We start from the raw sequence: 21,323 nt of genomic DNA on the forward strand, positions 1-21,323 counted from the left end.
GAGAGAGGATGAAATATCAGTTAACTGCGCATGAAGCGCGCGTCATTGGCTGCCTGCTGGAAAAGCAGGTCACCACCCCCGAGCAGTATCCGCTGTCGGTAAATGCTGTGGTGACCGCCTGCAATCAGAAAACCAACCGCGAGCCAGTGATGTCGCTGAGCGAAAGCGAGGTCCAGGCCCTGCTGGATACGCTTGTGAAACGGCACTATCTGCGCACGGTCAGCGGATTCGGTAATCGCGTCACCAAGTATGAACAGCGCTTTTGCAACTCTGAATTTGGCGATCTGAAGCTTAGCGCCGGCGAGGTCGCGGTGGTCACGACGCTGCTGCTGCGCGGTGCTCAGGCGCCGGGCGAACTACGCAGCCGGGCGCAGCGGATGTATGAGTTCAGCGATATGGCGGAAGTGGAAAGCGTGCTGGAAGGGCTGGCGACGCGCGAAGATGGCCCCTTCGTCGCCCGGCTGCCCCGGGAGCCGGGAAAACGGGAAAGCCGCTATATGCATCTGTTTTGCGACGATATGGACACGCTGATCACCACAGTGGAAGCTCTCGCGCCGCTGGACGATGACGGCGATCTGCGCGCCAGGGTTGAAGCGCTGGAGGGCGAGGTGGCGGAGCTGAAAGCGCGCCTCGATTCGCTGTTACACCATCTGGGAGACTAAAACGTGGGGACAAGATTGCGCATTGGGGTGGTCGGCTTAGGCAGCATTGCGCAGAAAGCGTGGCTGCCGGTGCTGGGGGCGGCGGAAAGCTGGACGCTGCAGGCGGCCTGGTCGCCGGGTAAAGAGAAGGCGCTGCGGATCTGCGAAACCTGGCGGATGCCATACGCTGATTCCCTCGATGCCCTGGCGGCACAGTGCGATGCGGTCTTTGTCCATACCTCGACGGCTTCACATTATGAAGTAGTGAATCACTTACTGAATGCCGGGGTTCATGTTTGTGTGGATAAACCATTGGCGGACAAGCTGAGTGAGGCGGAGACGCTGGTCGAGCTGGCGGCGCGACGTCGACTGACGTTGATGGTCGGTTTTAATCGCCGCTTCGCGCCGCTCTATCGGGAGCTGAAGGGGCGGCTGGGCGAGGCGGCCTCGCTGCGGATGGATAAGCATCGTAGCGATAGCGTCGGCAACGATCTGCGCTTTACGCTGCTTGATGACTATCTGCATGTGGTGGATACCGCGCTATGGCTGGCCGACGGTCAGGCACGTCTGCGCGGCGGCGCGCTGAAGATCACCCCGCAGGGCGAAATGCTCTATGCCGAACATCAGTTCAGTTCGCCCCGGCTGCAGGTCACCACCAGCATGCATCGTCGCGCAGGCAGCCAGCGCGAGTGGGTGCAGGCGGTCACGGATGGCGGGTTATATGCCGTCAGCGAGATGCGCGAATGGCAGGAGGAGTGCGGTCATGGCGTGGTCCAGCGCCCGGTTGCCGGCTGGCAAACCACCCTTGAGCAGCGCGGCTTTGTCGGCTGCGCGCGCCATTTTATCGAATGCGTGCAAAATCAGACAGTTCCTGAAACTGCAGGCGAACAGGCGCTGCTGGCTCAGCGGATCGTTGAGAAACTGTGGCGCGACGCCATTAGCGAATAATCCATTGTAACAACTGACAGTAGTAATTCATGTTGAACCCGGTAGACTATCGCCACTTTCCAGCGCCCGCATTTGCGGGCGTTTTACTCCAGGGTTTGGAATAACAGCGTAATGAACCTTTTAAAATCACTGGCGGCAGTCAGTTCGATGACCATGTTTTCGCGCGTGCTGGGCTTTGCCCGCGATGCGATTGTGGCGCGTATTTTTGGCGCCGGGATGGCGACCGATGCCTTTTTTGTCGCCTTCAAACTGCCTAACCTGCTGCGGCGTATTTTTGCCGAAGGCGCCTTCTCACAGGCGTTTGTGCCGATCCTTGCCGAATATAAAAGCAAGCAGGGCGAAGATGCCACCCGCGTGTTTGTCTCATACGTCTCCGGGCTGCTGACCCTGGCCCTGGCTATCGTTACCGTTATCGGGATGCTGGCGGCGCCGTGGGTAATCACCATTACTGCGCCCGGCTTTGCCGATACCGCCGATAAGTTTGCGCTAACCACCCAGCTGCTGCGTATTACCTTTCCCTATATTTTGCTGATCTCCCTGGCTTCGCTGGTGGGGGCGATCCTCAATACCTGGAACCGCTTCTCGGTGCCGGCCTTTGCGCCGACGTTCCTCAACGTCAGTATGATTGGTTTTGCGCTGTTTGCCGCGCCGTATTTCCATCCGCCGGTGCTGGCGCTGGCCTGGGCGGTGACGGTCGGCGGCGTGCTGCAGCTGGCTTACCAGCTGCCGCATCTGAAGAAGATTGGCATGCTGGTCCTGCCGCGAATTAATCTGAAAGATGCCGGCGCGATGCGGGTGGTGAAGCAGATGGGGCCGGCGATCCTTGGCGTGTCGGTAAGCCAGATCTCCCTTATTATCAATACCATTTTCGCCTCATTCCTCGTGTCGGGCTCGGTGTCGTGGATGTATTATGCCGACCGCCTGATGGAGTTTCCCTCCGGCGTGCTGGGCGTGGCGCTCGGCACTATCCTGCTGCCATCGCTGTCAAAAAGCTTCGCCAGCGGTAACCATGACGAGTATTGCCGGCTGATGGACTGGGGACTGCGTCTCTGTTTTCTGCTGGCGCTGCCGAGCGCGGTGGCGCTGGGGATCCTCGCCAAACCGCTGACCGTGGCTCTGTTCCAGTACGGCAAATTCAGCGCCTTTGACGCGGCGATGACCCAGCGCGCGCTGGTGGCCTATTCCGTGGGGCTGATGGGCCTTATCGTGGTGAAAGTGCTGGCGCCGGGCTTTTATTCCCGTCAGGACATCAAGACCCCGGTCAAGATTGCTATTATCACCCTGATTATGACTCAGGTAATGAACCTGGCGTTTATCGGCCCGCTGAAGCATGCGGGTCTGTCGCTGTCCATCGGCCTGGCGGCCTGCCTGAACGCCGCGCTGCTCTACTGGCAGCTGCGTAAACAGAAAATTTTCACCCCGCAGCCGGGCTGGTTGGCCTTCCTGCTGCGTCTGATTATTGCAGTGCTGGTTATGGCCGCGGCGCTGCTGGGCGTCATGCATCTCATGCCTGAGTGGTCGCTGGGGACGATGCCGTTCCGTCTGATGCGTTTGCTGGCGGTGGTTATCGCCGGGGTGGTAGCCTATTTCGCCACGCTGCTGGTGCTGGGCTTCCGCGTGAAAGAGTTTGTCCGTCGCACGGCGTAAGCGGTTGTGAGGGTAGAAAAACCCCGCTTCGCCTCAGGCGAAGCGGGGTTTTTTATGATGCGCTGCGTTCGGCAGCGAGGATGCGGGCATTCTCCAGCAGGCGGATCGCCAGGGCTAGCGCGCCAGTGATCACTGCCAGCGTGACCACTCCGTTCCAGCCGGCCAGCACGTACAGCTTACTGCCCAGCACCGATCCCAGCGACATCCCGATAAACACCACGGTGAATAGCAGGGCGTTGAGGCGGCCGCGGGCCTGTGGCTCAAGGCCATATACCAGGTTCTGATGCGCCACCAGGCTTGACTGCAGGCCAAGGTCAAAGCCAATCGCCGACAGGGCAATCAGCGCCAACTGAGCGTGCACTGGCAGCAGCGGCAGCACAAACATCAGGGCAAAGGAGAGGGTGACCAGCGCCGCACCCATCTGTGTCACCTTACCGGCGCCAAATTTATCGGCCAGACCGCCGGCAAGCGGCGCGGCCAGCGCCCCGGCGGCCCCGGCGATACCGAAACCGCCCGCTACTGCGCTGCCCATGTGATAGTGTTCGGAGAGCATCACCGCCAGCGTCGACCAGAAGGCGCTAAAGGCGATGGAGAGCGCGCCCTGAGCTAGCGCGGCGCGGCGTAATGCCGGGTAACGCTGCCACAGATGCGCCATCGAGGCCATCAGCTGCGGATAGCTCAGCGTCGAGTGCACAGCGAAGCGCGGCAGGACGCGCCACATTACCAGGCCAATCAGCGCGACGCTGACCGCCGCCGCCTGATACATCACCCGCCAGCCGAATACGGCGCCCACCACGCCGCTGACCGTCCGGGAGAGCAGGATCCCCAGCAGCAGCCCGGTCATCACGGTGCCCACCATTTTTCCCTGCTTGCCCGCCGGGGCGAGGATCGCCGCCGCCGGGACGATATCCTGCGCCATGGTCGCCGCCATACCGATCAGCAGACTGACCACCAGCAGTGAGCTGAGCTGGCCGGTGAGGCTGCACAGGAGCAGCAGGAGCGCCAGCAGCGCGCTTTTCACCAGGATCAGCCGGCGGCGATCGTGGCGGTCGCCGAGCGGGAGCAGGAACAGAATGCCGAGCGCATAACCCGCCTGCGTCAGGGTAGGGACCAGACCCATACCTTCTACAGTCAGGTGGAGATTGGCGCCCATCAACGGCAGCAGCGGCTGCGCGTAGTAAATAGAGGCGACGCTAAAGCCGGCGCCGAGTGCGAGAATGAAGATAATCCAGCCTGCGTCGCGGGTGGAAAGGGAAGTCGGTGTCATGTTCAATGCCTCATAGATGCGATGGGGCTATTTTTCCCTGAACGCGACTGGCGCGGTAGCCGGGCTGGTGGTAAAACGGTTATACGTAGCACGTATAGGCAAAAGGAAAATGAAAAGACAAGAGCGTATAGACCGCATTGAGCTGATGCGCACCTATATCCGCATCGTAGAGGCCGGATCGCTCTCCGCCGCCGCAGGGCAGATGGACACTACCCAGGCGACCGTCAGCCGCCGCCTGCAGTCCCTTGAAGGGCTGCTGGGGGTTAAGCTGATCCTGCGCACCACCCATGCGATGAAGCTCACTGACGATGGCGAACGCTGTTATCGTCACGCCCGTCAGGTGGTGGACGCCTGGCTGGCGCTGGAGGATGACCTGCGTATTGCCGACGATCGGCCGGTGGGCGTTCTGCGAGTGCGGGCGCCCCACGCGTTTGGCCAGCAGCAGCTGCTGGCGCCGCTGGTGGCATTTCTACAGCGCCATCCGCAGCTGTCGGTGGAGTGGATGCTAAACGATAATACCGTCGACTTCCTCAGCGATAATATCGACTGCGCTATTCGCGTGGGGGCGGAGGTGGATCCAGCAACGGTATCCGTACTGCTGGCGGAAGTGCCGCGCTGCGTAGTGGCTTCTCCTGAGCTGCTGGCGAAGTATCCGCCGTTAACCTCGCTGGAGGCGTTATCGGGCCTGCCATGGATCGCCATTAATACCTTTTATCAGCATGAGGTACGGCTCAGGCATCAGGCAAGCGGGCAGATTGTCTCTACAGCGATTACTCCCTGTCTGAGCACTGACAGTCTTTACGTCGCGCGCAACACCGCGCTGGCGGGGCTGGGGGTGGCGATGGTGTCCAGCTGGACGGTCGTGGAGGATATTGCCGCCGGACGGCTGATTGAGCTGTTCCCGCAGTGGCGACCCGCCTCGCTGCCGGTTCATCTGGTTTATCCCTGGGCGCGCTATTACCCGACACGCCTGCGTAAGTTCCTCGACCTGATGCGGGAGATCATGCCGGATCTCGCCGGGATGCAGCGTCCGCAAAGCGCATAAAAAAACCGGCCAAAGGCCGGTTTTTTTATTAAGCACGCTTACTCGACGGGCTGTGGGCGAGTCGGTTCAGCGGTGGCTTTATGGGTCGCGCTATGACCACCGGCGGCGCCTTTACCTTCAAAGGCGAACGGCGGGCGCACCCAGGTGCTGTGACGCGGTGCTTCCGGGACATAGTCCGGAGCTGGCGCACGGGTCATTGGCGCGGTGGCATGGCGATGACCCGCCACTACGACCGGCTTGCTCACCGGGGGCTCGGCTTTGACCGGTTCGGCAGGGGCCGCTTCGATCACTGGCGCTTGCTCCACGGTTTCTGCGACCGGGGCGATGGTTTCAACTGGCGCTGCAACGACAGGCGTCGTTCCAGCGCTTCAGGCTCTACCACCACCGGCTCGGGGTCGAGCGTCACTGGCGCGATAGCCTGAGGCGCTTCGACAGCCGGTGCTTCGGTGACCGGCTCCTGAGGCGCTGGCTCGACGGCTGCTGGCGCGACAACTTCCGCAGCATCAACGACCAGCGGCTCGGCGGCCGCTACCGGCTCGACGACTACCGGCTCAGCGGTTACTGGTTCCATGGTAGCCGGCTCGACGGTGACCGGCGCAGCGGTAACGGTTTCAACGACGGCAACCGGGGCCGCTACGGCCTCGACAGTTTTCGCGACGCTGGCGTCCTGAACCTGAACCTCTTCCGGCTGCTGATCCTGCGGACGAACCACCGGGTAGCGGATCCAGACTTTACCGGAAGCCATCTCCGGCGATGCGCAGGCTACGGTCAGCGGCATAGGCGACTGGGTCGGATAGCGTTCGTCACGATAGCGACGACGACGCTGACCGCTGACGCGCAGGTGACGCGGGGAGCGACGTGAGCGACGCGGCATACCGTTCGCTTCACGGGATTCGCCATTTTCGTCCTGGTCCGCAACGCTCTCCACCCCTGCCGGCAGCTCGGCTTTCACCGGCTCGCTGTGCGGAGCGATAACTTCAGCCACTACGGCTTCTGGCACGATCTCGGCAACTGGCTCGACGACAGCGGACTCAACGCGCACTTTCTGTGCCAGCTGGCGCGGTTTACGACGCGGCAGAGTTTGTACACGCTCTTCCTGCTCCGTCTCCTGCACAACCGGCTCTTCGCGAGTCTGCGCTTTGGCTTCCTGCTGCGCCTGACGTTTGTCGTCATTGCGGCGGCGGGTGCGTTCGCGGCGCGGCTGCTGCTCGTCACGGGATTTCGCTTTCTCCGCGTCGTCGCCTGAGGTTTGGCGAACATCACGGGCTTCCACGTTCTGCGACGGCTTCTCGCGACGGTTGCGACGATTCTCTTCACGCGATTCGCGCGGTTCACGGCCCTCGGCATTGTCCGCACGGGTGTCGCGATTGTCACGGTTATCGCGGTTGTCACGATTGTCGCGGTTATCACGGCGGTCGTTGCGGTCGCGGCGGTTGTTGGCGCGCGGTTTACGACGCTCCTGCTGACGCTCCGGTTTTTCTTCCGCTTTCTTCTCGATCTGAACTTCAGCCGGTTTGGCCTCTTCGGCGCCAGAGAAGATATTCTTCAGCGCGCTGAAGAAGCGTGAGAGCAGGCCAGGCTGCGCCGGTGCGGCGGCCGCGACCGGTGCCGCTGCGGCGACAGGCGCGGCGGCAGGCTCTTCGAGCATCGGGGCTGGCGGCGCATCTGGCATGACAAAAGCGGCCAGGGCCGGCTGTTCCGGACGTTTCCGCTCCGCCGGCTCATCGTCGCCTGGCAGCGCCATCTCTTCTTCATGCAGCTTCGGCAGCAGATAGCTCAGCGTTGAGGTTTCTTCACCTTTGCGCACGCGCAGGACGGAGTAGTGCGGCGTTTGCATTTCGTCGTTTGGCACGATAATAACGCGCACATCGCCCTGACGGGATTCGATAGCGCTCACTGCGGCACGTTTTTCGTTCAGCAGATAGGAGGCGATCGGTACCGGAACAATGGCGTGGACTTCTTTGGTATTCTCTTTCAGCGCTTCTTCTTCGATCAGACGCAGAATAGAGAGCGACAGCGATTCGTTATCACGCACGGTGCCGGTGCCGGAGCAGCGCGGGCAGACGTGGTGACTGGACTCGCCCAGCGACGGGCTCAGGCGCTGACGGGACATCTCCAGCAGGCCGAAGCGCGAAATATGGCTGATCTGAATGCGCGCCCGGTCCTGACGGACGGCTTCGCGCAGACGATTCTCCACGGCGCGCTGGTGGCGAACCGGGGTCATATCGATGAAGTCGATAACGATCAGGCCGCCGAGGTCGCGCAGACGCAGCTGGCGGGCAATTTCGTCAGCCGCTTCGAGGTTGGTATTGAAGGCTGTCTCTTCGATATCGCCGCCGCGGGTGGCGCGGGCGGAGTTGATATCGATCGCGGTCAGCGCTTCGGTGCTATCGATAACGATAGACCCGCCGGAAGGCAGGCGCACTTCGCGCTGGAAGGCGGACTCAATTTGCGATTCGATCTGATAATGGCTGAACAGCGGGATTTCACCGGTGTACAGTTTGATTTTGCTGCTGAAATCCGGACGACCCAGCGCGGCGATATGCTGGCGCGCCAGCTCAAGCACTTTCGGGTTATCGATCAGGATTTCGCCGATGTCCTGGCGCAGGTAGTCACGGAAGGCGCGGACAATGACGTTGCTTTCCTGGTGGATCAGGAACGGCGCCGGACGGCTTTCCGCGGCTTTCTGAATCGCTTCCCAGTGCTTCAGGCGGAAGCTCAGGTCCCACTGCAGGGCTTCGGCGGATTTGCCGACGCCAGCGGTGCGAACGATCAGGCCCATGCCGTCCGGAAGCTCCAGGCTCGCCAGCGCTTCTTTCAGTTCGGTACGGTCGTCGCCCTCGATACGGCGGGAAATTCCCCCGGCGCGCGGGTTGTTCGGCATCAGTACCAGATAGCTGCCCGCCAGGCTGATAAAGGTGGTGAGCGCAGCGCCTTTGTTGCCGCGTTCTTCTTTATCAATCTGCACGATAACTTCCTGACCTTCCCGCAGTACGTCTTTGATATTAGGACGACCATGCGCATTGTAGTTGGCGGGGAAGTATTCGCGGGCGATTTCTTTGAGGGGGAGGAAACCATGACGCTCGGCGCCGTAATCAACAAACGCGGCTTCAAGGCTGGGTTCAATGCGGGTGATTTTGCCTTTGTAGATGTTCGCTTTTTTCTGTTCGTGCCCGGGGCTTTCGATATCCAGGTCGTACAGGCGCTGCCCATCAACAAGGGCGACGCGCAACTCTTCCTGCTGAGTTGCGTTGATTAACATTCTTTTCATCGTAACTTACTCATTATTCTTACATTGACGACTAAGCTGCGGGCAGAGTAATGCCTTTCCGGGGGAAAACCGATGGCCTCGTGTCTGGTTCACGTCGCCAACCTCACGGTTGTCGCGCGCTTAAGAGGCGCAGAGTGTCGGTCGCCTATGTTTCAAACGGAAACACAGCGCAATTATTCAGGGGAACAGCCTGGGATGTATCACCAGAGAATATTCCATTTATACTCGTCGTCTTTCGCGTTGCAGGCATGGTGGCTTAACCTGCTCACCTCGATCTGGCGATCCAGATGAGCTCCCGGGAGTCCCGGAGTTGACGCCTTCCTGCGACTTGAAATCCATAGAGCCTGTACCGGTAAGGACTGCAACCCGCAGCCCGCTAACTGTCTGAAAGATCACAACGTCTTACGCCATTGCTGCGTGGGCGATCGGTCAGACAAAATTGGTCATTCCGCTAATGTCTTGTTCTAACAAGATGCAATACGGAAAACGGTCTCATTATTCCATTGCTAACCTTGTTATAGCAAGTTGACTTTCACCTTTTATCACCCGGTTACTCACAGTTTTATCACCTGCCCATACAGATTGTTCTAATAACAAACAAAATGGCGGTCAGGTAAACCGTGAAAACAGGATAATGATAAATATAAGCATATAAAAATGAGTGGCGCTAATGCGTCCGGCTATTTAGAATCGCGCACCATGAAAACTGAGACCCCAACCGTAAAAATGGTTGCCATTGCTGCTGATGAAGCGGGGCAACGTATCGACAACTTTTTGCGTACGCAATTGAAAGGCGTACCGAAAAGCATGATTTATCGCATCCTGCGTAAAGGCGAGGTGCGGGTAAACAAAAAGCGCGTGAAGCCGGAGTATAAGCTGGAAGCGGGCGATGAAGTCCGTATCCCGCCGGTGCGCGTGGCGGAGCGTGAAGAAGAGGCGGTATCGCCGCACCTGCAGAAAGTGGCCGCGCTCTCTGAGGTGATCCTCTATGAAGACGATCATATTCTGGTGCTCAATAAGCCTTCTGGTACCGCGGTACACGGCGGCAGCGGCCTAAGCTTCGGCGTGATTGAAGGGCTGCGCGCCCTGCGCCCGGAGGCGCGCTTCCTTGAGCTGGTGCATCGTCTCGACCGGGATACCTCCGGCGTGCTGCTGGTGGCGAAAAAGCGCTCAGCGCTGCGTTCGCTGCACGAGCAACTGCGCGATAAAGGCATGCAGAAAGATTATCTGGCGCTGGTGCGCGGCCAGTGGCAGTCGCATACCAAAGTGGTCCAGGCCCCGCTGTTGAAGAATATTCTGCAGAGCGGGGAGCGCATCGTTCGCGTGAGTCAGGAAGGCAAGCCGTCGGAGACGCGTTTTAAAGTGGAAGAGCGTTACGAATTCGCCACGCTGGTGCGCTGCAGCCCGGTCACCGGCCGCACGCATCAGATCCGCGTTCATACCCAGTATGCCGGCCATCCTATCGCTTTTGACGACCGCTATGGCGACCGCGAGTTCGACAAGCAGCTGTCCGCTACCGGCTTAAACCGCCTGTTCCTGCACGCGGCGGCGCTGAAGTTTACCCACCCGGGGAGCGGGGAGGTGATGCGCGTTGAGGCGCCGCTGGACAACCAGCTGAAGCACTGTTTACAGGTGCTACGGAAGAGCAAATAAGCGCAACGGCGGAATCAGTTCCGCCGTTTTTTTTGCCTCAGCCTAACAGCGGGTTGTAGTTTTCACGGCGCAACATCTGACAGAGCGCGATTAAGGGTAAACCGACCAGGGTGTTCGGGTCGCGGCCTTCCAGCCGTTCGAACAGCGTAATGCCTAATCCTTCGCTCTTGAAACTCCCGGCGCACTGCAGCGGGTTCTCTTTGCGCACATAGCCTTCTATCTCTTTATCACTGAGATGGCGAAAGTGAACGTCAAAGGGTTCGCATTCGGTTTGCAGATGGCCGCTGGCAGAGTTGTACAGCGCCAGTCCGGTATAAAAGGTAATGATTGACCCGCTGGCCTTTCTTAACTGCCTGCGGGCATTTTCCTCGGTGTGCGGTTTGCCGGTGATTTCACCGTCCAGTACGCAAACCTGATCGGAGCCTATAATAAGGTGATTAGGGAAGCGTGTGGCCAGACTTTGCGCTTTGGCCTGCGCCAGTCGGGTGACAAGCTGACGTGCGGATTCATCAGGCCGGGGCGTTTCGTCGACGTCAGGCGCGGCACATTCAAACGGTAAACCCAGTTTTTCCAGCAGCATGCGCCGCCAGGGAGAGGTTGACGCGAGGATAAGATCAGACATATTTTTTCATCCACATATAGCGCTTCGCAGAGCATCATCTTAAACTATGCGCCGCAATGTGTGCGAATAAATGGCAAAAGGCAACCTGAGGCTGCCTTTTTCTTTGACTCTATGACATTACAAAGTTAATATGCGCGCCCTATGCAAAAGGTAAAATTACCCCTGACTCTTGATCCGGTACGCACGGCTCAAAAACGCCTTGATTACGAAGGCATCTATGCCCGCGATCAGGTTGAACGTGTAACCGATTCTGTAGTCAGCGTGGACAGCGATGTGGAATGCAGCATGTCGTTCGCTATCGATAACCAGCGTCTCGCCGTTATTACTGGCGATGCAAAGGTAACGGTAACTCTCGAATGCCAGCGTTGCGGGAAACCGTTCTCCCATCACGTCCACACCACGTATTGTTTTAGCCCCGTCAGAAATGACGAACAGGCCGAAGCACTACCGGAAGCGTATGAGCCGATTGAGGTTAACGAATTCGGTGAAATCGACCTGCAGGCAATGGTCGAGGATGAAATTATCCTCTCCCTGCCCGTAGTTCCGGTGCATGATTCTGAACACTGTGAAGTGTCCGACGCGGACATGGTCTTTGGCGAACTGCCTGAAGAGGCACAAAAACCAAACCCATTTGCCGTATTAGCCAGCTTAAAGCGTAAGTAATTGAGGAGTAAGGTCCATGGCCGTACAACAGAATAAACCAACCCGTTCCAAACGTGGCATGCGTCGTTCCCATGACGCGCTGACCGCAGTCACCAGCCTGTCTGTAGACAAAACTTCTGGTGAGAAACACCTGCGTCACCACATCACTGCCGACGGTTTCTACCGCGGTCGCAAGGTTATCGCTAAGTAATCACGCGATACTCGCAGGATTTCCCGTTGCAGGCCAAGGCGGGCGTTTGCGTCCCTGGAAACTCGGTTAACCCGGTCGCTGGGGGCATTTATGCCCGGATTGTTGCGTCTGCAGCGTGAATATTCGCGGGTGCCAGCGTGATGAAGCTTAGTGAGGACTCCCCGGGCAACTGGGGAATCACCGAACCGGGCAGCGACGATACCTTGACACGTCTAACCCTGGCGTTAGATGTCATGGGGGGCGATTTCGGCCCATCCGTGACGGTGCCTGCAGCACTGCAGGCACTGAACTCTAATTCGCAACTCACACTTCTTTTAGTCGGCGATCCCGACGCCATCACGCCATTACTCGCCAAAGCTGATTTCGAACAACGTTCGCGTCTGCAGATCATTCCTGCGCAGTCAGTTATTGCCAGTGATGCGCGACCCGCACAGGCTATCCGCAGCAGTCGCGGAAGCTCAATGCGCGTGGCGCTGGAGCTTGTGAAAGAAGGGCGGGCGCAAGCCTGCGTCAGCGCTGGCAACACCGGCGCGCTGATGGGTCTGGCGAAACTGCTGCTCAAACCGATCGAAGGTATTGAGCGGCCGGCGCTGGTGACGGTTTTACCGCACCAGCAGAAGGGCAAAACCGTGGTGCTGGATCTCGGCGCCAACGTCGATTGCGACAGCACGATGCTGGTGCAGTTCGCGGTAATGGGCGCGGTGCTGGCGGAAGAAGTGGTCGGCATTGCCAACCCCCGCGTCGCTTTGTTGAACATCGGCGAAGAAGAGATGAAAGGCCTCGGCAGCATCCGCGATGCTGCCGCAGTGCTCAAAACGCTGCCTTCCCTCAACTACATCGGCTATCTTGAAGCCAATGAACTGTTGACCGGAAAAACCGATGTGCTGGTTTGTGATGGATTCACGGGCAACGTCACATTAAAAACCATGGAAGGTGTTGTCAGAATGTTCCTTTCACTGCTGAAATCTCAGGGAGAGGGCAAAAAACGGTCGTGGTGGCTGCTGTTACTAAAACGTTGGTTACAAAAAAGCCTGGCGAGGCGATTCAGTCACCTCAACCCCGACCAGTATAATGGCGCCTGTCTGTTAGGATTGCGCGGTTCCGTGATCAAGAGTCATGGTGCTGCCAATCAACGCGCCTTTAGCGTCGCGATAGAGCAGGCAGTGCAGGCGGTGCAGCGGCAGATCCCTCAGCGGATCGCCGCGCGCCTGGAATCTTTATACCCAGCTGGTTTCGAGCTGCCGGAAAGCGACAGTGACGTGAACGCCCGACAGCAAAGCGGGACGAATGGCCACGATTGACGCCGCGGCGGTTGAACGAGGCGGGTATATCACCCAAGAGTGACTGAGCGTACATGTATACGAAGATTATTGGTACCGGCAGCTATCTGCCCGAGCAAGTGCGTACAAACGCCGACCTGGAAAAAATGGTAGAAACCTCTGACGAGTGGATTGTCACCCGCACAGGTATCCGTGAGCGTCGTATTGCCGCAGCGCATGAAACAGTTGCTACGATGGGCTTTGAAGCCGCAAAGCAGGCGCTGGCGATGGCGGGCGTGTCCGCGGAGCAAATTGGTCTGATTATCGTTGCGACCACCTCCGGCACGCACGCGTTTCCGAGTTCTGCATGCCAGATCCAGTCAATGCTGGGCGTTAAGGGTTGCCCGGCGTTTGATGTCGCCGCCGCCTGCGCCGGTTTCACCTATGCGCTAAGCGTCGCCGATCAGTATGTGAAGAACGGCGCGGTAGATTATGCGCTGGTTGTTGGCGCCGATGTGCTGGCGCGCACCTGCGATCCGGCGGATCGCGGAACGATTATTATTTTCGGCGACGGCGCCGGCGCGGTTGTACTGGGCGCCTCCGAAGAGCCGGGCATTATCTCGACGCATCTGCATGCCGACGGCAGCTATGGCGAACTGCTGACCCTGCCGAACGCCGATCGCGTCGATCCGGAAAACCCGATCTATCTGACGATGGCCGGCAACGAAGTCTTCAAAGTGGCGGTCACCGAGCTGGCGCACATCGTTGATGAGACGCTGGCAGCGAATAATCTTGAACGTTCAGCGCTGGACTGGCTGGTGCCGCATCAGGCTAACCTGCGTATTATCAGCGCGACGGCGAAGAAACTGGGTATGTCGATGGATAACGTCGTTGTGACCCTCGACCGCCATGGCAACACCTCCGCGGCGTCAGTCCCTTGCGCGCTGGATGAGGCCGTCCGCGATGGCCGTATTCAGCGCGGTCAGCTGATTTTGCTGGAAGCCTTTGGTGGCGGTTTCACCTGGGGTTCCGCGCTGGTTCGTTTTTAGTATAAGGATTTAAACATGACGCAATTCGCATTTGTGTTCCCGGGGCAGGGCTCTCAGGCCGTAGGCATGCTGGCCGAAATGGCTGCCGCCTGGCCGGTCATTGAAGAGACCTTCGGTGAAGCTTCCGCAGCGTTGGGTTACGATCTGTGGGCGCTGACGCAACAGGGCCCGGCAGAAGAACTGAATAAGACCTGGCAGACTCAACCGGCGCTGCTCGCCGCCTCCGTGGCGCTGTACCGCGTCTGGCAACAGCAGGGCGGCAAAGCGCCAGCGCTGCTGGCGGGTCACAGCCTCGGCGAATACTCCGCGCTGGTATGCGCGGGCGTTATCGGTTTCGCTGATGCCGTTCGCCTGGTTGAGCTGCGTGGTAAATTCATGCAGGAAGCCGTACCGGAAGGTACCGGCGCCATGTCCGCGATTATCGGTCTGGACGACGCCGCTATCGCCAAAGCCTGTGAAGAGTCTGCCGAAGGGCAGGTGGTCTCTCCGGTGAACTACAATTCTCCGGGCCAGGTGGTTATCGCCGGGCACAAAGAGGCCGTTGAACGCGCTGGCGCCGCCTGTAAAGCCGCCGGCGCCAAACGCGCGCTGCCGCTGCCGGTGAGCGTGCCGTCCCACTGCGCGCTGATGAAGCCAGCCGCAGAAAAACTGGCGGTAGAGCTGCAGAAAATCACCTTCAACGCGCCGACGATTCCGGTGGTGAATAACGTCGACGTGAAGTGCGAAACCGCGCCGGACGCCATTCGCGACGCGCTGGTGCGCCAGCTGTACAGCCCGGTGCAGTGGACCAAAACCGTTGAGTTTATGGCTGCCGAGGGCGTATCGCATCTGTATGAGGTTGGCCCGGGTAAAGTCCTCACCGGCCTGACCAAACGTATTGTTGACACCCTGACCGCTTCCGCGCTTAACGAGCCGGCGGCGATGTCTGCGGCGCTTGAGCAATAAAAGAGGAAAACCATGAGTTTTGAAGGAAAAATCGCGCTGGTTACCGGTGCAAGCCGCGGTATTGGCCGTGCTATCGCTGAAACGCTCGTCGCCCGTGGCGCGAAAGTTATCGGTACTGCGACCAGCGAAAGCGGCGCGCAGGCGATCAGCGACTATTTAGGCGCCAATGGTAAAGGTCTGATGTTGAATGTGACCGACCCGGCATCTATTGAATCTGTTCTGGAAAATGTGCGCGCAGAGTTTGGCGAAGTGGATATCCTGGTGAATAATGCCGGGATCACTCGCGACAATCTGTTAATGCGCATGAAAGATGACGAGTGGAACGATATTATCGAAACCAACCTGTCATCGGTTTTCCGTCTGTCAAAAGCGGTAATGCGCGCTATGATGAAAAAGCGTCATGGACGTATTATCACTATCGGTTCTGTGGTTGGTACCATGGGAAATGCGGGTCAGGCCAACTACGCCGCGGCGAAAGCGGGTCTGATCGGCTTCAGTAAATCACTGGCGCGTGAAGTTGCGTCCCGCGGTATTACTGTAAACGTTGTTGCTCCGGGCTTTATTGAAACGGACATGACGCGTGCGCTGACCGATGAGCAGCGTGCGGGTACGCTGGCGGCAGTTCCTGCGGGGCGCCTTGGCACCCCAAATGAAATCGCCAGCGCGGTTGCATTTTTAGCCTCTGACGAAGCAAGTTACATCACTGGTGAAACGCTGCACGTCAACGGCGGAATGTACATGGTCTGACCGAGATTTGTGCAAAACGTTCAGGAACCGCGCACTTCGCACGGTTCTCTGTGCGGTTTTGTGCGAAAAGATTTGCGTTCTTAGGGCAAACGGCCTCAAAATAGCGCAAAATCGTGGTAAGACCTGCCGGGATTTAGTTGCAAATTTTTCAACATTTTATACACTACGAAAACCATCGCGAAAGCGAGTTTTGATAGGAAATTTAAGAGTATGAGCACTATCGAAGAACGCGTTAAGAAAATTATCGGCGAGCAGCTGGGCGTTAAGCAGGAAGAAGTTACCAACAATGCTTCCTTCGTTGAAGACCTGGGCGCTGATTCTCTTGACACCGTTGAGCTGGTAATGGCTCTGGAAGAAGAGTTTGATACTGAGATTCCGGACGAAGAAGCTGAGAAAATCACCACCGTTCAGGCTGCCATTGATTACATCAACGGCCACCAGGCGTAAGTGAACATCTCCAGGCGGTCATTCGACCGCCTGAGTTTTATCTTTTTTTTGTCCCACAAGAATCTATTTTCCCTCCCTGGAGGACAAACGTGTCTAAGCGTCGTGTAGTTGTGACCGGACTGGGCATGTTGTCTCCTGTCGGCAATACCGTAGAGTCTACCTGGAAAGCTCTCCTTGCCGGTCAGAGTGGCATCAGCCTGATCGACCATTTCGATACTAGCGCCTATGCAACGAAATTTGCTGGCTTAGTAAAGGATTTTAACTGTGATGACATTATCTCGCGCAAAGAACAGCGCAAGATGGATGCCTTCATTCAATATGGAATTGTCGCTGGCGTTCAGGCCATGCAGGATTCTGGCCTTGAAGTGACGGAAGAGAATGCAACCCGTATTGGCGCCGCTATCGGCTCCGGTATCGGCGGTCTCGGCTTGATCGAAGAAAACCACAGTTCGCTGGTTAACGGCGGACCGCGCAAGATCAGCCCATTCTTCGTTCCTTCCACAATTGTTAACATGGTGGCCGGACATCTGACCATCATGTTTGGTCTGCGTGGGCCAAGTATCTCTATCGCGACCGCGTGTACTTCAGGCGTGCACAACATCGGCCAGGCCGCGCGCATCATCGCCTATGGCGATGCCGATGCGATGGTGGCAGGCGGCGCGGAAAAAGCCAGTACCCCGCTTGGCGTGGGCGGCTTCGGCGCGGCGCGTGCGCTCTCCACGCGCAATGACAACCCGCAGGCGGCGAGCCGTCCGTGGGATAAAGATCGTGACGGCTTCGTGCTGGGCGACGGCGCGGGTATGGTGGTGCTGGAAGAGTACGAGCATGCCAAAAAACGCGGCGCCAAAATCTACGCCGAGATCGTTGGCTTCGGCATGAGCAGCGATGCTTACCACATGACGTCACCGCCGGAAGATGGCGCGGGCGCCGCGCTGGCAATGGTGAATGCTATTCGCGATGCGGGCATCGAACCGGGCCAGATCGGCTACGTCAACGCCCACGGCACCTCGACGCCGGCCGGCGATAAAGCGGAAGCGCAGGCGGTTAAGTCTGTCTTCGGTGATGCGGCGAGCCGCGTACTGGTGAGCTCTACCAAATCCATGACCGGGCATCTGCTGGGTGCGGCAGGGGCGGTAGAGTCGATTTATTCTATCCTGGCGCTGCGCGATCAGGCGGTTCCGCCGACGATCAACCTCGACAACCCGGATGAAGGCTGCGACCTCGACTTCGTTCCACACGAAGCGCGTCAGGTTTCCGGTATGGAGTACACCCTGTGCAACTCCTTCGGCTTTGGCGGCACTAACGGTTCGCTGATCTTCAAAAAAGTGTGACAGGGCTTGCCCCGGTACTGCTTTAACAAAAGGCCCGTTCGTCGGGCCTTTTTTATTCAGCTTTCTCCGCTTGTTCTCTGCTCTGGGTCCTGACACACTGACCGACCAGTGAAAAGGAGTCCTTTATGTTCTTGATAAACGGCGTTGTACAGGACACGTTGGCAGCGAACGATCGCGCCACCCAGTTTGGCGACGGCTGTTTTACCACCGCCCGCATCCAGCAAGGGCAGGTTGCGCTACTGGACGCCCATCTGCAGCGTTTACAGACAACCTGTGAAAAATTACATATCCCATTTAACGACTGGCTGACGCTGAGCGAAGAGATGCAGCGTCTGGCTCGGCCGCACGCGCAGGGCGTGCTCAAGGTGACTCTCACCCGCGGCGTTGGGGGAAGGGGATACAGTACGGCAGGCTGCGTGTCGCCCACTCGCATTCTCAGCTTCTCTCCATTCCCGGCGCATTATGCGCGCTGGCGGGAGGAGGGCATTACTCTGACCCAGAGTCCGGTGCCCCTGGGGCGCAACTCCTGGCTTGCCGGCCTGAAGCACCTTAATCGCCTTGAGCAGGTGCTGATCCGCTCTCATCTTGAGCAGACGGACGCCGATGAGGCGCTGGTCCTTGACAGTGACGGGTGGCTTACGGAATGCTGTGCCGCGAATTTATTCTGGCGTCAGGGACGTGATGTATTTACTCCGCGACTCGATTATGCCGGGGTTAACGGCATTATGCGGCAGCGCTGTATCGCGCAGCTGGCACCATCGACGTTTCGCGTTGTCGAAGTGACAGCGCGTCCCGAGACGTTGCGGGAGGCCGATGAAGTGCTGATCTGCAATGCGCTGATGCCGCTGGTGCCGGTTCGCCGCTGGGAGGAGACCACCTGGTCCTCGCGTGAGCTTTACCATTTTTTAGCCCCTTTGTGTGAGCTGTCTGGTTAGTATGAAGAAAATGTTACGTTTTATCCTGTTGCTGGTCGTGCTGTTGGGCATCGCCGCGGCGGCAGGCATGTGGAAGGTACGCCAGCTGGCGGACAGCAAGCTGCTGATTAAGGAAGAGACCATCTTTACCCTCGAAGCCGGCACCGGCCGGCTGGCGCTGGGCCAGGATCTCTATCGCGAGAAGGTGATCAATCGCCCGCGCGTTTTCCAGTGGCTGCTGCGGGTGGAACCTGAGCTGTCTCACTTCAAGGCCGGGACCTATCGCTTCACGCCGCAAATGACGGTGCGCGAGATGTTGCAGCTGCTGGCCAGCGGCAAAGAGGCGCAGTTTCCGCTGCGCTTTGTCGAAGGCATGCGCGTCAGCGACTACCTGCGCCAGCTGCGCGATGCCCCGTACGTGAAGCACACGCTTGAAGACGATAGCTACGCGACGGTGGCTAAGGCATTAGGTCTTGAGCATGCCGACTGGGTAGAGGGCTGGTTCTGGCCGGATACCTGGATGTACACCGCCAACACCAGCGATATCGCCATCCTCAAGCGCGCGCATCAGAAAATGGTCGCCGAAGTGGCGAAGGTCTGGGAAGGACGGATGGAGAATCTGCCCTATGCCGATCAGAACCAGCTGTTGACCATGGCCTCGATTATTGAAAAAGAGACCGCGGTGGCGGAAGAGCGCGACCGCGTCGCGTCGGTATTTATCAACCGCCTGCGCATCGGTATGCGCTTGCAGACCGATCCGACCGTAATCTACGGGATGGGCGCAGGATATACTGGTAAGTTAACGCGTAAGGATCTCGAGACGCCGACCGCATACAATACTTATACCATCAGCGGTTTGCCGCCGGGCCCTATCGCGGTGCCGGGCGAGGCCTCGCTGAAGGCGGCCGCCCATCCGGCGAAAACGCCATATCTTTATTTCGTCGCCGACGGGAAGGGGGGCCATACGTTTACCACAAACCTGGTCAGTCATAACCGTGCGGTGCAGGATTATCTGAAAGTACTTAAGGAAAAAAATGCGCAGTAACTATATCGTCATCGAGGGGCTGGAGGGCGCCGGGAAGACCACCGCACGTCAACTGGTGGTGGAGACGCTGCAGTCGGCGGGTATTCACGATATGGTGTTTACCCGCGAGCCGGGGGGCACAATCCTTGCCGAAAAACTGCGTAGCCTGGTGCTGGATATCCAGTCCACGGGCGATGAAGTCATTAACGATAAAGCGGAAGTGCTGATGTTTTACGCGGCGCGCGTCCAGTTGGTGGAGACCGTGATTAAGCCCGCGCTGGCCCGCGGCCAGTGGGTGATCGGCGATCGTCACGATCTGTCGACGCAGGCCTATCAGGGCGGCGGCCGGGGAATTGACCGCACGATGCTGGCGACGCTGCGCGACGCGGTACTCGGTGATTTTCGCCCCAATCTGACGCTGTATCTCGACGTCACGCCGGAAGTGGGGCTGCAGCGCGCCCGGGCCCGCGGCGAGCTGGATCGCATTGAGCAGGAGTCCATGAACTTTTTCAACCGTACCCGCGCGCGCTATCTTGAGCTGGCCGCCGCCGATCCTTCTATCCGCACGGTTGACGCAACTCAGCCGCTGGATGCCGTGGCGCGCGACATTCGCGCCACGATCGCCCAGTGGATGGCGGAGCAAGCGGCATGAAATGGTATCCGTGGCTGCGCCCCTCGTTCGAGCAACTGGTCGGTAGCTATCAGGCCGGACGAGGCCACCACGCCTTACTGTTACAGTCCCTGAACGGGATGGGCGGCGAGGCGTTGATTTACGCGCTGTGCCGCTTCCTGATGTGCCGCCAGCCCGAAGGACATAAAAGCTGCGGCCACTGCCATAGCTGTCAGCTGATGCAGGCCGGCACGCACCCCGATTACTATGCGCTCAGCCCCGAGAAGGGCAAGAGCGCGCTGGGTATTGACGCGGTGCGCGATGTCAATGAAAAGCTCTATGAACATGCGCGCCTTGGTGGGGCAAAAGTGGTCTGGATTAGCGATGCTGCCTTGCTGACCGATGCCGCCGCCAACGCGTTGCTGAAAACGCTGGAGGAGCCCCCGGAGAATACCTGGTTCTTCCTCGCCTGCGAGGAGCCGGCGCGTCTGCTGACCACTCTGCGCAGCCGCTGTCGCCTGCATCATCTGGCGCCGCCGTCTGAGCCTTATGCTCTGGCCTGGCTGGAGCGTGAGGTGAGCCTGCCGCAGGAGTCATTGTTGACCGCGTTACGCCTGTGCGCCAGCGCGCCGGCTGCGGCGCTCGAACTGTTACAGGAACCGCTGTGGACGGCGCGGCAGCAGTTGTGTCAGGCGCTGGCGGCTACCCTGGCGAGCGGTGACTGGCTGGCGCTGCTGCCGATACTCAATCATGAACAGGCGGCAGTTCGCCTGCACTGGCTGGCGTCGCTGCTGGTCGATGCGCAAAAACGACAGCAGGGGATTACCCTGGTGAGTAACCCTGACGTCTGGCCGCTGCTGGAGCAGCTGGCGCACAGCCTGCCCGCCGCCCGGCTGCAGGCGATTGCCCATGACGTCTGTACCTGCCGCGAGCAATTGCTCAACGTTGTCGGTGTCAACCGCGAACTGCTGCTTACCGAGCGCCTGCTGCGCTGGGAACATTACCTGCAACCCGGGACGGGTTTACCCGTCTCCCACCTCTGAGTGAGAC

At 58.9% G+C, this 21,323-nt stretch carries 21 protein-coding genes; 17 read left to right on the forward strand and 4 right to left on the reverse strand.

Annotated features, from left to right (window positions below):
- Positions 1–8: 8 nt before the first annotated feature.
- The 3 genes from KPHS_19560 (at position 9) to KPHS_19580 (ending at position 3,236) form a co-directional block, all read left to right on the forward strand.
- Positions 9–662 carry a YceH family protein gene (locus KPHS_19560; RefSeq protein YP_005226256.1) on the forward strand — a complete coding sequence of 218 codons (654 nt, stop codon included), beginning with the start codon at positions 9–11 and terminating at the stop codon, positions 660–662.
- A gap of 15 nt (positions 663–677) precedes the next feature.
- A complete protein-coding gene (locus tag KPHS_19570) occupies positions 678–1,589 on the forward strand; it encodes a putative NAD(P)-binding virulence factor (RefSeq protein ID YP_005226257.1) in 912 nt (303 codons plus the stop codon).
- A gap of 111 nt (positions 1,590–1,700) precedes the next feature.
- A complete protein-coding gene (locus KPHS_19580; protein YP_005226258.1) occupies positions 1,701–3,236 on the forward strand; it encodes an integral membrane protein MviN in 1,536 nt (511 codons plus the stop codon).
- Between the two features lie 52 nt (positions 3,237–3,288).
- Here KPHS_19580 and KPHS_19590 read toward each other — a convergent pair whose 3' ends face one another.
- On the reverse strand, positions 3,289–4,503 hold the full coding sequence (locus KPHS_19590) for a major facilitator superfamily permease (protein YP_005226259.1): 1,215 nt from the start codon (positions 4,501–4,503) through the stop codon (positions 3,289–3,291).
- A gap of 16 nt (positions 4,504–4,519) precedes the next feature.
- Here KPHS_19590 and KPHS_19600 point away from each other — a divergent pair, with 16 nt between their 5' ends.
- Positions 4,520–5,548 carry a putative LysR-family transcriptional regulator gene (locus KPHS_19600; protein ID YP_005226260.1) on the forward strand — a complete coding sequence of 343 codons (1,029 nt, stop codon included), beginning with the start codon at positions 4,520–4,522 and terminating at the stop codon, positions 5,546–5,548.
- Between the two features lie 38 nt (positions 5,549–5,586).
- Here KPHS_19600 and KPHS_19610 read toward each other — a convergent pair whose 3' ends face one another.
- Positions 5,587–5,838, reverse strand: coding sequence for a ribonuclease E (locus tag KPHS_19610; protein YP_005226261.1), 252 nt, complete (start codon positions 5,836–5,838; stop codon positions 5,587–5,589).
- The gene (locus KPHS_19620) at positions 5,835–8,819 is read right to left on the reverse strand and encodes an RNase E (RefSeq protein ID YP_005226262.1); all 2,985 of its coding nucleotides are present in this window, start codon (positions 8,817–8,819) and stop codon (positions 5,835–5,837) included. The genes KPHS_19610 and KPHS_19620 overlap by 4 nt, the downstream gene beginning before the upstream one ends.
- 657 nt (positions 8,820–9,476) lie before the next feature.
- On the opposite strand from KPHS_19620, the gene KPHS_19630 reads away from it, so the two are divergent.
- Entirely contained in the window at positions 9,477–10,472 is a 996-nt protein-coding gene (locus tag KPHS_19630; protein ID YP_005226263.1) for a 23S rRNA pseudouridylate synthase C, read from the forward strand.
- 37 nt (positions 10,473–10,509) lie between these two features.
- On the opposite strand, the gene KPHS_19640 is transcribed toward KPHS_19630, so the two are convergent.
- Positions 10,510–11,094, reverse strand: coding sequence for a putative inhibitor of septum formation (locus KPHS_19640; protein YP_005226264.1), 585 nt, complete (start codon positions 11,092–11,094; stop codon positions 10,510–10,512).
- A 141-nt stretch (positions 11,095–11,235) separates the two neighbouring features.
- Here KPHS_19640 and KPHS_19650 point away from each other — a divergent pair, with 141 nt between their 5' ends.
- The 12 genes from KPHS_19650 to KPHS_19760 all read left to right on the forward strand — a co-directional run bounded on the left by KPHS_19650 (position 11,236) and on the right by KPHS_19760 (position 21,316).
- The gene (locus KPHS_19650; RefSeq protein ID YP_005226265.1) at positions 11,236–11,757 is read left to right on the forward strand and encodes a 23S rRNA accumulation protein YceD; all 522 of its coding nucleotides are present in this window, start codon (positions 11,236–11,238) and stop codon (positions 11,755–11,757) included.
- 16 nt (positions 11,758–11,773) lie between these two features.
- A complete protein-coding gene (locus KPHS_19660) occupies positions 11,774–11,947 on the forward strand; it encodes a 50S ribosomal protein L32 (protein YP_005226266.1) in 174 nt (57 codons plus the stop codon).
- A 461-nt stretch (positions 11,948–12,408) separates the two neighbouring features.
- Complete coding sequence (locus KPHS_19670) at positions 12,409–13,248, forward strand: fatty acid/phospholipid synthesis protein (RefSeq protein YP_005226267.1); 840 nt, start codon at positions 12,409–12,411, stop codon at positions 13,246–13,248.
- Between the two features lie 53 nt (positions 13,249–13,301).
- Entirely contained in the window at positions 13,302–14,255 is a 954-nt protein-coding gene (locus tag KPHS_19680) for a 3-oxoacyl-ACP synthase (RefSeq protein YP_005226268.1), read from the forward strand.
- A gap of 15 nt (positions 14,256–14,270) precedes the next feature.
- A complete protein-coding gene (locus KPHS_19690) occupies positions 14,271–15,200 on the forward strand; it encodes an acyl carrier protein S-malonyltransferase (RefSeq protein YP_005226269.1) in 930 nt (309 codons plus the stop codon).
- Between the two features lie 12 nt (positions 15,201–15,212).
- Positions 15,213–15,947, forward strand: coding sequence for a 3-ketoacyl-ACP reductase (locus KPHS_19700; protein ID YP_005226270.1), 735 nt, complete (start codon positions 15,213–15,215; stop codon positions 15,945–15,947).
- A 210-nt stretch (positions 15,948–16,157) separates the two neighbouring features.
- Positions 16,158–16,394, forward strand: a complete 237-nt coding sequence (locus tag KPHS_19710; protein YP_005226271.1) for an acyl carrier protein — start codon at positions 16,158–16,160, stop codon at positions 16,392–16,394.
- A 125-nt stretch (positions 16,395–16,519) separates the two neighbouring features.
- Positions 16,520–17,725, forward strand: coding sequence for a 3-oxoacyl-(acyl carrier protein) synthase II (locus KPHS_19720; RefSeq protein YP_005226272.1), 1,206 nt, complete (start codon positions 16,520–16,522; stop codon positions 17,723–17,725).
- Positions 17,726–17,850: 125 nt separating this feature from the next.
- Entirely contained in the window at positions 17,851–18,660 is an 810-nt protein-coding gene (locus tag KPHS_19730) for a 4-amino-4-deoxychorismate lyase (protein ID YP_005226273.1), read from the forward strand.
- A gap of 1 nt (position 18,661) precedes the next feature.
- Positions 18,662–19,684 (forward strand): putative thymidylate kinase, encoded by a 1,023-nt coding sequence (locus KPHS_19740; protein ID YP_005226274.1) that lies wholly within the window; start codon positions 18,662–18,664, stop codon positions 19,682–19,684.
- Complete coding sequence (locus KPHS_19750; protein YP_005226275.1) at positions 19,674–20,315, forward strand: thymidylate kinase; 642 nt, start codon at positions 19,674–19,676, stop codon at positions 20,313–20,315. The genes KPHS_19740 and KPHS_19750 overlap by 11 nt, the downstream gene beginning before the upstream one ends.
- Positions 20,312–21,316: a DNA polymerase III subunit delta' gene (locus KPHS_19760; protein YP_005226276.1), complete on the forward strand. Its 1,005-nt coding sequence runs from the start codon at positions 20,312–20,314 to the stop codon at positions 21,314–21,316. Before KPHS_19750 ends, KPHS_19760 begins: the two co-directional genes overlap by 4 nt.
- Positions 21,317–21,323: the final 7 nt, after the last annotated feature.

Origin of the sequence: Klebsiella pneumoniae subsp. pneumoniae HS11286 (genome assembly GCF_000240185.1) — a bacterium.
GTDB classification, from domain to species: domain Bacteria; phylum Pseudomonadota; class Gammaproteobacteria; order Enterobacterales; family Enterobacteriaceae; genus Klebsiella; species Klebsiella pneumoniae.

Bases quoted from the DNA above. Each gene is read 5' to 3' on its own strand.
- KPHS_19750 (YP_005226275.1), top strand. From the start codon at position 19,674: ATGCGCAGTAACTATATCGTCATCGAGGGGCTGGAGGGCGCCGGGAAG.
- KPHS_19700 (YP_005226270.1), top strand. From the start codon at position 15,213: ATGAGTTTTGAAGGAAAAATCGCGCTGGTTACCGGTGCAAGCCGCGGT.
- KPHS_19720 (YP_005226272.1), top strand. From the start codon at position 16,520: ATGTTGTCTCCTGTCGGCAATACCGTAGAGTCTACCTGGAAAGCTCTC.
- KPHS_19600 (YP_005226260.1), top strand. From the start codon at position 4,520: ATGCGATGGGGCTATTTTTCCCTGAACGCGACTGGCGCGGTAGCCGGG.
- KPHS_19740 (YP_005226274.1), top strand. From the start codon at position 18,662: ATGAAGAAAATGTTACGTTTTATCCTGTTGCTGGTCGTGCTGTTGGGC.
- KPHS_19680 (YP_005226268.1), top strand. From the start codon at position 13,302: ATGTATACGAAGATTATTGGTACCGGCAGCTATCTGCCCGAGCAAGTG.
- KPHS_19620 (YP_005226262.1), bottom strand. From the start codon at position 8,819: ATGAAAAGAATGTTAATCAACGCAACTCAGCAGGAAGAGTTGCGCGTC.
- KPHS_19670 (YP_005226267.1), top strand. From the start codon at position 12,409: ATGCGCGTGGCGCTGGAGCTTGTGAAAGAAGGGCGGGCGCAAGCCTGC.
- KPHS_19590 (YP_005226259.1), bottom strand. From the start codon at position 4,503: ATGACACCGACTTCCCTTTCCACCCGCGACGCAGGCTGGATTATCTTC.
- KPHS_19650 (YP_005226265.1), top strand. From the start codon at position 11,236: ATGCAAAAGGTAAAATTACCCCTGACTCTTGATCCGGTACGCACGGCT.
- KPHS_19640 (YP_005226264.1), bottom strand. From the start codon at position 11,094: ATGTCTGATCTTATCCTCGCGTCAACCTCTCCCTGGCGGCGCATGCTG.
- KPHS_19690 (YP_005226269.1), top strand. From the start codon at position 14,271: ATGACGCAATTCGCATTTGTGTTCCCGGGGCAGGGCTCTCAGGCCGTA.
- KPHS_19730 (YP_005226273.1), top strand. From the start codon at position 17,851: ATGTTCTTGATAAACGGCGTTGTACAGGACACGTTGGCAGCGAACGAT.
- KPHS_19760 (YP_005226276.1), top strand. From the start codon at position 20,312: ATGAAATGGTATCCGTGGCTGCGCCCCTCGTTCGAGCAACTGGTCGGT.
- KPHS_19560 (YP_005226256.1), top strand. From the start codon at position 9: ATGAAATATCAGTTAACTGCGCATGAAGCGCGCGTCATTGGCTGCCTG.
- KPHS_19660 (YP_005226266.1), top strand. From the start codon at position 11,774: ATGGCCGTACAACAGAATAAACCAACCCGTTCCAAACGTGGCATGCGT.
- KPHS_19630 (YP_005226263.1), top strand. From the start codon at position 9,477: ATGAGTGGCGCTAATGCGTCCGGCTATTTAGAATCGCGCACCATGAAA.
- KPHS_19710 (YP_005226271.1), top strand. From the start codon at position 16,158: ATGAGCACTATCGAAGAACGCGTTAAGAAAATTATCGGCGAGCAGCTG.
- KPHS_19580 (YP_005226258.1), top strand. From the start codon at position 1,701: ATGAACCTTTTAAAATCACTGGCGGCAGTCAGTTCGATGACCATGTTT.